The organism is Microbacterium sp. CSI-V (assembly GCF_001984105.1).
Taxonomy (GTDB): domain Bacteria; phylum Actinomycetota; class Actinomycetes; order Actinomycetales; family Microbacteriaceae; genus Microbacterium.
Map to the genome: position 1 here is coordinate 470,653 of NZ_MTQM01000009.1, position 12,592 is coordinate 483,244.

Annotated in this window: 11 protein-coding genes; 8 read left to right on the forward strand and 3 right to left on the reverse strand. The window is 71.8% G+C overall.

Annotated elements, in window-relative coordinates:
• Nucleotides 1-30: 30 nt before the first annotated feature.
• On the reverse strand, nucleotides 31-1,206 hold the full coding sequence (locus tag CSIV_RS12990) for a MarP family serine protease (RefSeq protein ID WP_077051805.1): 1,176 nt from the start codon (nucleotides 1,204-1,206) through the stop codon (nucleotides 31-33).
• Between the two features lie 107 nt (nucleotides 1,207-1,313).
• Here CSIV_RS12990 and CSIV_RS12995 point away from each other — a divergent pair, with 107 nt between their 5' ends.
• From CSIV_RS12995 to CSIV_RS13020, 6 genes are read left to right on the forward strand one after another with little or no spacing between them, the layout of a single operon-like run.
• Nucleotides 1,314-2,039 carry an NUDIX hydrolase gene (locus CSIV_RS12995; protein WP_077052655.1) on the forward strand — a complete coding sequence of 242 codons (726 nt, stop codon included), beginning with the start codon at nucleotides 1,314-1,316 and terminating at the stop codon, nucleotides 2,037-2,039.
• An 11-nt stretch (nucleotides 2,040-2,050) separates the two neighbouring features.
• Entirely contained in the window at nucleotides 2,051-3,382 is a 1,332-nt protein-coding gene (nadA, locus tag CSIV_RS13000) for a quinolinate synthase NadA (protein ID WP_077051806.1), read from the forward strand.
• A complete protein-coding gene (gene nadB / locus CSIV_RS13005) occupies nucleotides 3,379-4,887 on the forward strand; it encodes an L-aspartate oxidase (protein ID WP_077051807.1) in 1,509 nt (502 codons plus the stop codon). Before nadA ends, nadB begins: the two co-directional genes overlap by 4 nt.
• Nucleotides 4,881-5,738, forward strand: coding sequence for a carboxylating nicotinate-nucleotide diphosphorylase (nadC, locus tag CSIV_RS13010; RefSeq protein WP_077051808.1), 858 nt, complete (start codon nucleotides 4,881-4,883; stop codon nucleotides 5,736-5,738). The genes nadB and nadC overlap by 7 nt, the downstream gene beginning before the upstream one ends.
• On the forward strand, nucleotides 5,735-6,865 hold the full coding sequence (locus tag CSIV_RS13015; protein ID WP_077051809.1) for a cysteine desulfurase family protein: 1,131 nt from the start codon (nucleotides 5,735-5,737) through the stop codon (nucleotides 6,863-6,865). The genes nadC and CSIV_RS13015 overlap by 4 nt, the downstream gene beginning before the upstream one ends.
• Nucleotides 6,862-7,758, forward strand: coding sequence for a glycosyltransferase family 2 protein (locus CSIV_RS13020; protein WP_077051810.1), 897 nt, complete (start codon nucleotides 6,862-6,864; stop codon nucleotides 7,756-7,758). Before CSIV_RS13015 ends, CSIV_RS13020 begins: the two co-directional genes overlap by 4 nt.
• A gap of 316 nt (nucleotides 7,759-8,074) precedes the next feature.
• On the opposite strand, the gene CSIV_RS13025 is transcribed toward CSIV_RS13020, so the two are convergent.
• Nucleotides 8,075-10,012: an ABC transporter ATP-binding protein gene (locus CSIV_RS13025; protein WP_077051811.1), complete on the reverse strand. Its 1,938-nt coding sequence runs from the start codon at nucleotides 10,010-10,012 to the stop codon at nucleotides 8,075-8,077.
• Between the two features lie 200 nt (nucleotides 10,013-10,212).
• Here CSIV_RS13025 and CSIV_RS13030 point away from each other — a divergent pair, with 200 nt between their 5' ends.
• Nucleotides 10,213-11,703 carry an MDR family MFS transporter gene (locus CSIV_RS13030; RefSeq protein ID WP_077051812.1) on the forward strand — a complete coding sequence of 497 codons (1,491 nt, stop codon included), beginning with the start codon at nucleotides 10,213-10,215 and terminating at the stop codon, nucleotides 11,701-11,703.
• Nucleotides 11,704-11,740: 37 nt separating this feature from the next.
• Here the strand turns inward: CSIV_RS13030 and CSIV_RS18725 are convergent, their stop codons facing one another.
• Entirely contained in the window at nucleotides 11,741-11,872 is a 132-nt protein-coding gene (locus tag CSIV_RS18725) for a hypothetical protein (protein ID WP_272918309.1), read from the reverse strand.
• 150 nt (nucleotides 11,873-12,022) lie between these two features.
• Here CSIV_RS18725 and CSIV_RS13035 point away from each other — a divergent pair, with 150 nt between their 5' ends.
• The gene (locus tag CSIV_RS13035; protein ID WP_077051813.1) at nucleotides 12,023-12,571 is read left to right on the forward strand and encodes a type 1 glutamine amidotransferase domain-containing protein; all 549 of its coding nucleotides are present in this window, start codon (nucleotides 12,023-12,025) and stop codon (nucleotides 12,569-12,571) included.
• The last annotated feature ends 21 nt before the right edge of the window (nucleotides 12,572-12,592 follow it).

Consider the following 12,592-nt stretch of genomic DNA (forward strand, 5'->3'; position numbering starts at 1 on the left):
GGCGGCGCGCCTCCACAGCCCGTCGGCGCGTCAGCGGGTCGTGCAGCTCCCGGATGCCACGGGCGCGGACAGCGACCCGAGCTGCGCCAGCACGGGGTCGAGCTCGGCCGGGGTCATGGCGTAGCCGACGTCGTCGTCGGTCTCGGACCGCGCGAAGACCACCCCGGCGACCTCGCCCGCGGGCGTCAGGAGTGGTCCGCCGGAGTTGCCAGGACGCACAACGGCACCGAGCGCGTAGATCTCGCGCGGCGCGGACTGGTCGCCGTAGATGTCGGGGACCGGCACGGTGCCCTCCGAGAGGACCGTGGCGTTCCCGGAGGTGAACGGTCCGCCGTACGGATAGCCCTGCACGACCGCCGCCGACCCGACGGCGAGCGCGGGAACGATCGGGAGGGGCGTGGCATCCAAGCCGTCGACCGCGATGACGGCGAGGTCGTCGATGGGGTCGAAGTAGACGACGCGCCCCTCCTGCGCCTCTCGACCCGGGAGCTCCACGAGCGGAGCGTCGACGCCGGCGACGACGTGCGCGTTGGTGACGACGCGGTCCTCCGCGACCACGAAGCCGGATCCGCTCGCCGTGATGCCGCACGCGTACGCCGTGCCCGTGATGCGCGCGACCGACTGGGCCGCCTGCGTGAGGGCGGGGTCGTCCAGCGCGATGGCGGGCGCGCTCGGCACGGGACCGATCTGGATGAGCTGACCGAGACGCGGGATGCCGTCGGCGAACACCGTGCCGCGGAGTTCGGCGAGCGCGGCGCGCACGGGGTCGGGGGTGATCGAGTCGATTGTGCGAACCACCGTGGACGAGGCCAGGGCGGCGGAGACGACCGGAATGCCGGCGGTGGTGAGCGTGCCCGCGAAGAACGACAGCGCGAGGGCCGCGGCGGCCAGGTTCACGATGCCGCCGAGGATCCTTTCGGGGACGCGCAGCTTGATGCGGTCCACCCCGCGGCGCAGCGCGTTCCCGACCGCGGTGCCGAGGGCCGCGCCGAGCAGGAGAAGGAGCACCCCCGCGGCGACGATCGCCGCACCGCGCCAGGTCGAGTCCACGACCCACTGCCCGACGTACGGGATGAGCCAGTACGCGGCGATCCCGCCCAGGGCGAGGCCGGCGAAGAAGCCGATCGTGGCGAGGAAGCCTCGCGCGATGCCCACGATGAGCGCGAGCGCGAGGAGCACGATCAACACGATGTCGACGAGCGGCATCCGCACCTCCAGAGTCGAGCGCCAGGGTACGCGGGACCGCTGGGAGACAGCCGTTTTGCCCTTCGGGTCAGAATGACACTAAGATCGACCTCGGAGATATGGTCACCATGACACGAACCCCCGAGCCCGAGTCCCGCGACGCCGACGTGCGCGTCGCGGTGTCGACCGTCATCTTCAGCGTCCGTCGCGACGCCGACGACGAGCCGGTGCTCTCGCTCCCCCTGGTCCGGCGCACGCGCGACCCCTACGACGGCCGGTGGGCGCTCCCGGGCGGCTGGCTCGATCCGACCGAGAGCCTGGATGCCGCGGCATCCCGGACCCTGGAGGAGACCACGGGGCTCACGCCGAGCTACCTGGAGCAGCTCTACGCCTTCGGGGCGGTGGACCGCTCACCCACCCGCGTCGTGTCCATCGTGTACTGGGCGCTCCTGCGCTCGGACGAGGTCGACGCCCAGGTCGCCGCCCACGCCCGCGAGGGCGACGCGCCCGAGAACGTCGAGTGGTTCGACGCCGCCGCCCTGCCCGCCCTCGCCTTCGACCACAACCACATCGTGGAGTACACGCTCTGGCGCCTGCGCAACAAGGTCGGCTACAGCCGTATCGCGCACGGACTCCTGCCGGACGAGTTCACCCTCGCCGACCTGCGCGAAGTCACCGAGACCATCCTCGGGCGCCGCCTCGACCCGGCGAACTTCCGCCGGCAGGTCGACACCTCCGACACCCTCATCCCGACCGAACGCTTCCGTACGGGGAGCCATCGTCCCGCCCGCCTGTACCGCTACAACCGTGACGTGGAGCTCGCCGACCGCGGCCCGCTCACGTCCCGTCACTGATCGGACCGCCCATGAGCACGACATCCCTCACCCTGCAGCCTCGCCCCGAGGTCGACCCCTCCGTCGATCACGTCATCCAGGCGATCGTCTCGGGCGCGTCCACCGACGCCACCTGCACGACCGACCTCGCCGTGGGGCCCTGGGACTTCGACACGCGCCCCGGCTACGGCCCGGGTTCGTCGATGGGCGACGTCATCCCCACGGGCGCGCCGCGGCAGGGGGAACTCCCCCGCGAGTACCGCGAGGCCTCTGACGACGAGCTCGATGCGCGCATCCGTGCGGCGAAGGCGACGCTCGGCAACCGGGTCGTCGTGCTCGGGCACTTCTATCAGCGCGAAGAGGTCGTCCGGCACGCCGACTACGTCGGCGACTCGTTCCAGCTCGCCAACGCGGCGAAGGACCGCCCCGAGGCCGAGGCGATCGTGTTCTGCGGTGTCCACTTCATGGCCGAGACCGCCGACCTTCTGTCGCGACCCGAGCAGGCCGTCATCCTGCCCAATCTCGCGGCCGGCTGCTCGATGGCCGACATGGCCGACATCGACCAGGTCGAGGAATGCTGGGAGCAGCTCGAAGACGTGCTCGGCGACCTCGAGACCCCGGATGCCGACGGCCTCGTCCCCGTGATACCGGTCACCTACATGAACTCCAGCGCGGCCATCAAGGGGTTCGTCGGGCGTCACGGCGGGATCGTGTGCACCTCGTCCAACGCGCGCACGGTGCTGGAGTGGGCCTTCGCCCGCGGCCGCCGCGTGCTGTTCTTCCCCGATCAGCACCTCGGCCGCAACACCGCGAAGGCGATGGGCGTGCCGCTCGAGCAAATGCCGATGTGGAACCCGCGCCGGCCGCTCGGCGGCTCGACCGCGGAGCAGCTCGAGGACAGCCGGGTGATCCTGTGGCACGGCTTCTGCTCGGTGCACCGCCGCTTCACCGTCGATCAGATCGACAAGGCCCGCGCGGAGCACCCCGGCGTCCGCGTGATCGTGCACCCCGAGTGCCCCATGGACGTCGTCGACGCGGCTGACGAAGCCGGGTCCACCGACATCATCCGCAAGGCCATCGCCGCGGCCGACGAGCCCACGACCTTCGCGATCGGCACCGAGATCAACCTCGTCCAGCGTCTCGCGGCCCAGTACCCGCAGCACGAGATCTTCTGCCTCGACCCCGTCGTGTGCCCGTGCTCGACCATGTATCGCATCCACCCCGGCTACCTGGCGTGGGTCCTCGAGTCGCTCGTCGCCGGCGAGGTCGTCAACCGCATCACCGTGCCCGCTGATGTCGCCGAACCCGCCACCGTCGCCCTGGAGCGCATGCTCGCGGCCAAGCCGAACGGCGCCGTGAAATGACCGACGTCATCGTGGTCGGCAGCGGCATCGCCGGTCTCACCGCGGCCCTGCACGCGGCGGAGAAGGGATGCCGGGTGACCGTCGTCACCAAGGGCGCCCTGGCCGACACCAACACGCGCTGGGCCCAGGGCGGTGTCGCCGCCGTCACCGCCCCGGACGACACCGTCGACTCGCACGTCGCCGACACGCTCACCGCCGGCGTGGGCCTGAACGACCCAGCCGCGGTGCGGACGCTCGTGACCGAAGGCCCCGAGCGGATCGCCGAACTCGTCCACCGCGGGGTCGCCTTCGACCGCGCGGCCGACGGCGACTTCGCGCGGGGACTCGAAGCGGCGCACGCACGCCCGCGGGTGCTGCACGCCGGAGGGGATGCCACGGGCGCGGCGATCCAGGCCGCGCTCGGAGCCGCGGTGCGGGCGGCGAGCGGCGTCGAGGTGCTCGAGCACACGATGCTGCGGGAGCTCGTGATCGAGGGCGGACGGGTCGTCGGCATCGACGTCGAGACGGGCGGTACGACGCGGCGCCTCCACGGTGACGCGGTCATCCTGGCGACGGGCGGTGCCGGGCAGCTCTATTCCCACACGACCAACCCCGTCTCGGCGACCGGCGACGGGATCGCCGCGGCCCTGCGCGCAGGAGCCGCCGTCGCCGATCTCGAGTTCGTGCAGTTCCACCCCACGGCCCTCGCGGTCGGTGACGCATTCCTCGTCTCCGAAGCGGTCCGTGGCGACGGCGCGACCCTGATCGACGACGCCGGACGCCGTTTCGCCTTCGACGCCCACCCCGACGGCGAACTCGCCCCGCGCGACGTGGTCGCCCGCGCGAACGCCCGCGCGATGGCCGCGCAGGAAGGACGCCCCGTGCGCCTGGATGCCACGGCCCTCGGCGCCGAGCGTCTCGCCCGGCGGTTCCCCACCATCGACGCCGCCGTCCGCGCCCGCGGCCTCGACTGGTCGCGCGAACCGATTCCGGTCACTCCCGCCGCGCATTACCTCATGGGCGGCGTCGTGACCGACCTCGACGGACGAACCACGGTGCCGGGGCTGTACGCGGTCGGTGAGACCGCCCGCACCGGCGTGCACGGCGCGAACCGACTGGCATCCAATTCGCTCCTCGAGGGCGCCGTGTTCGGCGCGCGCGCCGGCGAGGCGGCGTCCACCGACCGCGCGTGGCCGCCGGTCGCGGCGCCGGCAGCCGTCCCGCTCCCGGTCGTCGCGGCCGCCAGCGCTCCCCCCTTCACTCGTGCCGCCCTGCAGGAGCTCATGTGGGAGCACGCCGGACTCGTCCGCGACGACGACGGCCTCCGCCGGGCCGCCGGTGTCCTCGCCGCGTGGGCAGCCGGCCCCCGCCCCCGATCTGCCGAGGACGCCGGGCTGCTCCTCGTGGCGCAGCACGTCGTCGCCGCCGCCCTCGCCCGCACCGGATCCATCGGCGCCCACTTCCGCGCCGACGAGGCCGGCCCGGCCGTGACGTCCCTTCCCGCACAGGAGGCCCTCGCATGCTGACCCGCGCCGCGATCGACCGCGTCGTCACCGCCGCACTCGAGGAGGACGCCCCGTGGGGCGATCTCACGAGCGAAACGCTCATCCCCGCGGACGCGACCGCCCGCGCCGAACTCATCGCCCGTGAGATCGGCGTCTTCAGCGGGGCCGCCGTGTTCCGCGCGGCGTTCACACTGACCGACCCAACGATCGACGTCGACATCCGCGTCGCCGACGGCGCCGAGTTCGTGCCGGGCGAAGTGCTCGCGGTGGTGACCGGCCCCGCACGGGCGGTGCTGACCGCCGAGCGGATCGGGCTGAACTTCGTGCAGCGGATGTCGGGCATCGCCACCCTCACCAGCCGCTACGTCGCCGCCGTCGCCCACACCGGCGCGCGCATCGTCGACACCCGCAAGACGACGCCGGGACTCCGCGCGATCGAGCGGCAGGCGGTCCGCGACGGGGGCGGCCACAACCACCGGTTCTCCCTCTCGGATGCCGTCATGGCCAAGGACAACCACCTCGCCGTGCTCGCGGCATCCGGTCTGCCGCTCACGCAGGCGCTGGAAGGCGCCATCGCGCGACTCCCGCACACCACGCACGTCGAAGTCGAGGTCGACCGCCTCGATCAGATCGACGCCGTCCTGGCCGCGGGTGTCGACACGATCATGCTCGACAACTTCTCGCTCGACGACCTGCGGGCCGGTGTCGAGAAGGTGGCCGGGAGCGTCGTCGTGGAGGCGTCCGGCGGGGTCACGCTCGACACCGTGCGCGCGATCGCCGAGACGGGCGTCGACGTCATCTCCGTCGGGGCGCTCACCCACTCCGCTCCCTCGCTCGACCTCGGTCTCGACATCCGCATCCGCACGACGTGAGCCTGTACCTCGACAACGCCGCGACGACCCCGGTCCGCCCCGAGGTCGTCGAGGCGATGGCGCCGTACCTCACCCGGTGGTTCGGCAACCCGTCGAGTCACCACGAGGTCGGCGAGGCCGCGGCATCCGCTCTCGATGACGCCCGCGCGCGCGTCGCCGCGATCCTCGGCATGCGCACCGGTGACATCGTGTTCACCTCCGGCGGCACCGAGTCGAACAACACCGCGATCAAAGGCCTCGTCCTCGGATCGGGGCGCCGGCACCTGATCACGACCGCGATCGAGCACGAATCCGTCCTCGCCTCGGCCGATTACCTCGCCCGGTTGCACGGCGTCGACGTCACCTACGCCCCCGTCGACGAGACCGGGACGCTCTCCCCCGACGCCCTCGCCGACGCGCTCCGCGACGATACCGCGCTCGTGAGCGTCGGGTACGCCAACAACGAGGTCGGCACGGTTCAGGATGCCGCGGCCCTCGCCGCCGTCGCGAAAGCCCGGGGCGTGCACTTGCACCTCGACGCCGTCCAGGCGGCCGGGTGGCTGCCGCTCGCGGGACTCGGGGCGGACGCGATCACCATCGCGGGGCACAAGATCGGCGCGCCGAAGGGTACCGGCATCCTCGCCGTCCGCGGGCGACTCCCCCTGGAACCGCTGCTGCACGGGGGCGGTCAGGAACGCGGGCGGCGGTCGGGGACCCCGGACGTCGCCGGCGCCGTTGCCATCGCGACCGCGCTGACGCTGGCCGAGGCCGAACGCGAGACCGAAGCCGCCGTCGCCGTGCGTCAGCGCGACGCGTTCATCGCCGGGGTGCTCGCGGGTGTCCCGGGCGCGCGACTCACCGGGCACCCCGTGCACCGTCTGCCCGCCACCGCCAGCTTCGTCTTCCCCGGTGTGAACGGCGAGACGGTGCTGCTCGAACTCGAACGGCGCGGGATCGTCTCGTCCAGCGGCTCGGCGTGCGCGGCGGGCAGCGACGAGGCCTCGCACGTCCTGCTCGCCCTGGGCATCGACCCCGACGACGCCCGCACCGCCGTCCGGTTCACTTTCCCCCACCGCATGACGCAGAATCTCGACGCCGTGGCAATCGCCGTCGCCGAGGCGGTGACCGCCGTAGGATCACGCGGGTGAGTTCCCCCGCGATCACCGTGATCGTCCCCGGCCGCGACGTGGCCGAGTTCGCCGGTGAAGCCCTGCGATCGCTGCAGACGCAGACCCTCGATCGGTGGCGGGCCGTCCTCGTCGACGACGGCTCGACCGACGACACCCGCCGCCTGTTCGCCGACGCGGCTGCGGCCGATCCGCGCTTCGTGCTCGTCGAGCACGACGAGCCCCGCGGACTCGGCGCCGCCCGCAACAGCGGCCTCGATCTCGTCGACACGCCCTACACGGCGTTCCTCGACGCCGACGACCGTCTCCGGCCGGGGGCGCTCGAACGGCTCTGGACCACCCTCAAGTCTTCCCGGAGCGACTTCGTGGTCGGCGCGTACGTCCGGCTGCGGCCGGATGCCGACGGGCCGGCCTATACCGCGGGCGACGTGCAACCGTGGGTGTCGGCGGCCACCGACCCCGCCCGCACGGGGACGACGCTGACGGAGCACCCCGCGGCATCCGGGAACATCGTGGCCTGGTCCAAGCTCAGCCGGACCGACTTCTGGCACGCCCACGGGCTGCGCTTCCCCGAGGGGCGCTACTACGAGGACCAGGTCGTCGCACAGCGCATGTACACGCTCGCGACCGCGTTCGACGTCGTCCCCGACGTCGTCGTGGAGTGGCGGGAACGCCGCAACCGCAGCTCCATCACCCAGCGTCTGAGCGAGGTCGACGTGCTGCGCGACTACCTCGAGGCGCTCGGCGAGGGCATCGCCGTGCTGCGGGCGGCGGGGGCCGACGCCGCCGTCGCCGAGCGGGGGCGCCTGATCCGCACGCTCGATCTCCCACCCCTGCAACGCATCGCCGAGACGCACCCCGACCCGGTGTACCGGATCGCGCTCGAGGCGTTCCTCGAGGCACTGCCGGCGTAGCGCGCCCCGCGGCGTCGGTCGAGTGTCCAAGACACGCCGCATCGGGTCGCGCCGGTCTGCGGCGGCACGTGAGTGTCCAGGACACGCCGCATCGGGTGCTGCGCTCACGGCGTGTCCTGGACACTCGACGTGGTTCGGGATGTGGCGGCACGTGAGTGTCCACGACACGCGGATGCCACGGCGCGCCGTCCGCGTGTCTTGGACACTCGAGGCCGCACGGCGAGCGACGCGGCGTGCCCGCCGGGCGTGGACCGCGGCCTCGGAGGGCCGGCGTGGACCGCGGCCCCGGAGGGCCGGCGCCGACCGGGCGGGGAGCCTACGCCGGTGGCTGGTCGCCGCGACGCGAGACCAGGGCGGGTCGAGCGAGATCGACGCTGTCGCGCTCTTCTTCGGTGAGCACGAACGACGCGGCGAGCTGCTCGGCGGCGAGCCCGGCGTAGAGTCCGCCCGCGGCGAGGAGCTCGGTGTGGGTGCCCGACTCCACGATGCGTCCGGCGTCGACGACGTGGATGCGGTCGGCACCGATGACCGTGGAGAGGCGGTGGGCGATCGACAGCGTCGTCCGGCCGTGCGCCGCGGTCTCCAGTGCTTCCTGGACGATGCGCTCGGACACCGTGTCCAGGGCGCTCGTCGCCTCGTCGAGCAGGAGCACGGGCGGGTCTTTCAACAGCACGCGGGCGATCGCGATGCGCTGCTTCTCGCCGCCCGACAGCCGGTAGCCGCGCTCTCCGACGATCGTGTCGTAGCCCTCCTCGAACCCGGCGATCACGTGGTGGATGTTGGCCGCGCGACAGGCCGCCTCGATCTCGGCATCCGTCGCCTCGGGCTTGGCGTACCGCAGGTTCTCGCGGACGGAGGCATGGAAGAGGTACGTCTCCTGCGAGACGATGCCGATGTTGTCGATGATCGACGCGCGCTCGAGACTGCGGACGTCGGCGCCCGAGAACATCACCGCTCCCCCGCTCGCCTCGTACATGCGCGGCGTCAGGTACAGGATCGTCGTCTTGCCCGCGCCGGAGGGCCCGACGAAAGCGACGTGCTGCCCCGGCTCCACGACGAACGAGACACCGCCGAGGGTGGGGCGCGCCTGCTCGGGCGCGTCGGGATACCGGAACACCACGTCGCGGAACTCGATGCGACCGACGGGCCCGGGCGCCTCCGACACCGGGATCGCGTCGGGCGCGTCCGCGATCGCGGGCTTCAGGTCGAGGTACTCGAAGATGCGCGCGAACAGGGCGGACGAGGTCTGCACGTCGAGGGCGACACGCATCAGGCCCATGAGCGGCATCAGCAACCGCGCCTGCACCGTCGTGAAGGCGACGATCGTGCCCGCGGTGAGCGTGCCCGCGCCGCTGCCGACGAGGATGCCGGCCACGAGGTAGATGATCGCCGGGACGCTGGCCATGATGACCTGCACCACGGCGAAGAAGCGCTGTCCGCTCATCGCCTGCCGCACCTGCAAGCGCACCTGGTTGGCGTTCTCGGCGTCGTACCGGGTCGATTCGGTGCGCTGCCGGTTGAACGACTTCGACAGCAGGATGCCGGACACGCTCAGGGTCTCCTGCGTGATCGCGGACAGTTCGGAGAGCGATTCCTGCGTCTGCGCGGCGATCCGTGCCCGCACCTGCCCGACCCGGCGCTGCACGAGGACGAGCACCGGCATGATCACGACGGCGATCAGCGTCAGGCGCCAGTCGATGAGGATCATCGCCACGAGGGAGGCGACCACCGTCACGGAGTTGCCGAGGATGCTCGTCACCGTGTTGGTGAGCACTCCCGAGACGCCGCCCACGTCGTTCTGCAGACGGGACTGGATGACACCGGTCTTCGTCCGGGTGAAGAAGCCGAGCTCCATCGCCTGCAGGTGATCGAAGAGGCGGACGCGCAGGTCGCCGGTGACGCGGTTGCCGACCGTGGCGGTGAACCACGTCTGCGCGACACCGAGGCCGCCCGACAGGAGGAAGAGTCCGATCATCGCCGCGACGAGCCCGGTGAGGAGTCGGAGGTCGACCGGCGAACCGTCGACGGGGAAGAGCGCGTCGTCGAAGATGCGCTGCACGAGCAGCGGCGGGATGACGGCGACCGCGGCGCCCAGCACGACCAGGATCACCGTGATGGCGATGCGTCGACGGTAGGGGCGGAACAGGGACGCCACGCGGCGGCCCAGGTCGGGCACGCGCGGCGCCTCGGCATTGCGCTGCCGCTGCGTCTCCGCGTAGACGCCGCGGAACATGCCTCCGCCCAAGCCGCCCATGCTCATGCGGGTCAGCCTACGTCCGACCGGGGACACCGGGACGCGAGGAGCGATGTCGGGGGTCCCCCATAGACTCGGCACAGCCGCTCGACACCGGGCTCCCTCGGTCGACCGGGAATAGGGGGCCGCGTCCCGCGGTTACCCCGCACGTCCGTCGCCTTCCGTGACGCCACGACGCCCTCCCTGGATTGGATCTCGCCATGGCCGCCACCACCGGAACACCCACCGCTCCCCCGACCTCGGCGTCGGGGGTCACAGCCGAGCAGAACCGGGTCATCTGGCTGCTGCTCGTGGCCGCCTTCGTGGCGATCCTCAACGAGACCACGATGAACGTGGCGATCCCGCACCTCATCCGCGACCTGAGCATCACGGCCGTCGCGGCCCAGTGGCTGACGACCGCCTTCATGCTCACGATGGCCGTCGTCATCCCCGTCACGGGCTTCCTGCTGCAGCGCTACACCACCCGCCAGATCTTCATCACGGCGATGACCCTGTTCTCGCTCGGCACCCTCGTGGCGTTCCTCTCGCCCGGGTTCGAATTGCTCGTCACCGCGCGGGTCATCCAGGCGTCCGGGACGGCGATGATGATGCCGTTGCTCATGACGACCCTCATGACGATCGTGCCGCCGCAGCACCGCGGCCGCATGATGGGACGCGTCAGCATCGTCATGGCGCTGGCCCCCGCGATCGGCCCCACGATGTCGGGCGTGGTCCTGGACTCGCTCGGATGGCACTGGATCTTCGGAATCGTCCTCCCGATCGCCCTGGTCTCCCTGTTCGTCGGTGCCCGCTGGATCCGCAACCTCGGCGAGACCCGGGAAGCGCCCATCGACGTCCTTTCGGTCATCCTGTCGGCGTTCGGTTTCGGCGGCGTGGTCTTCGGCCTCAGTCAGATCGGCGGCGGTCATGGCGGATCGACGGATGCCGGCGATGCCGGTGCCACCGCGACGGTGACGCTCGTCGCATCCTTCGCGATCGGCATCGTCGCCCTGGCATTGTTCGGGTGGCGCCAGGTGCGCCTGCAGCGCTCCGACGCGGCCCTGCTCGACCTGCGCGTGTTCCGCTCGATCAACTTCACACTCTCGGTCGTCCAGCTCGGCGTGATGTCGCTCGCGTTCTTCGGCGCGATCACGCTGGTGCCGCTCTACCTGCAGAACGTCCTCGGACGCACCGCGCTGGAGACCGGCCTCGCGGTCCTTCCCGGCTCGCTCGCGATGGGGCTCGCGGGCCCCCTGATCGGCCGCATCTACGACCGACGCGGCACGCAGATCCTGCTGATCCCCGGCGCCGTCATCACCAGCGTCGTGCTCTGGTTCTACGCGACCGTCGGCACCGACACGTCGTTCGTGCTGCTCGTCGTGGCGCAGACGGTGCTGTCGATCGGGCTCGCCCTGTCGTTCACGCCGCTGTTCACGGCATCCCTCGGGTCGCTCGAGCCCCGCTTCTACTCCTACGGCTCCGCGGTCGTCGGAACCGTGCAGCAGGTCGCCGGAGCGGCGGGCATCGCGCTCCTCGTGACGGTCATGTCGGGGGTGTCCGCCGGAATGGGCGGAGGCGTCGAGGGCGACGCGGCGGGGGCGCGCACCGCATTCATGATCGCGGCGATCGTCTCGCTGCCCCTCATCGTCGGCGCGTTCCTCATCCGCAAGCCCGCCGACCAGATCGAGGGCGCGGCAGTGCCGGCGCACTGACCCGAGGCGCGGCCTCGGCGACGCGTCGAGGTCGCGGTCAGTTCAGCGAGCAGGAACCGCCGCCGCAGCAGCGGGAGGCAGCGGGGGCGTCGTCGTCGGCCGGGGGCGTCAGCAACGCGATCAGCGGCTTCGACGGCGTCTCGGTCTCAGGGGTGGTCTCACCGGACATCCCTCCATGCTACGCCCGCGCGCGCCCGACCGGGCCGCGGTCCCGGCGGCGCTCCGGTAGCCCGGGCGATCGGCATTCGCAACCCCCGTCCGCGGGCTCGCGACCCTTCCTAGCGTGGTGGCATCCCCGCCCCCATCGAGAGGAGTCCCCATGACGGACCTCACCGGAAAGCGCATCGCCTTCCTGCTCACCGACGGCTTCGAAGACAGCGAGCTCACGAGTCCGTGGGACGCGGTCACGTCGGCCGGTGCCGAGGCGGTGCTCGTCTCCCCCGCCGACGGTTCGGTCACGGGCGAGAAGGGCCACGAGCAGAAGATCGACCTGCCCGTCGGATCCGCCACGGCCGACGACTTCGACGCTCTGGTGCTCCCCGGCGGCGTGCAGAACGCCGACGACATCCGCATCGTGAAGGATGCCGTGCACTTCGCCCGCGCGTTCTTCGACCAGCACAAGCCGGTCGCCGTGATCTGCCACGGCGGCTGGATCCTGACCGAAGCCGACGTGCTCAAGGGCCGCACGCTGACCAGCTACCCGACGCTGCAGACGGATCTGCGCAACGCCGGCGCCACGTGGGTCGACGAGGAGGTCCACGTCGACCAGGGCCTCGTCTCCAGCCGCAATCCCGACGACCTGCCCGCGTTCAACGCGAAGCTGATCGAAGAGGTCGCCGAGGGGAAGCACTCCGGCCAGACGGCGTGAGGATCCCACCCTCGCGGGGCC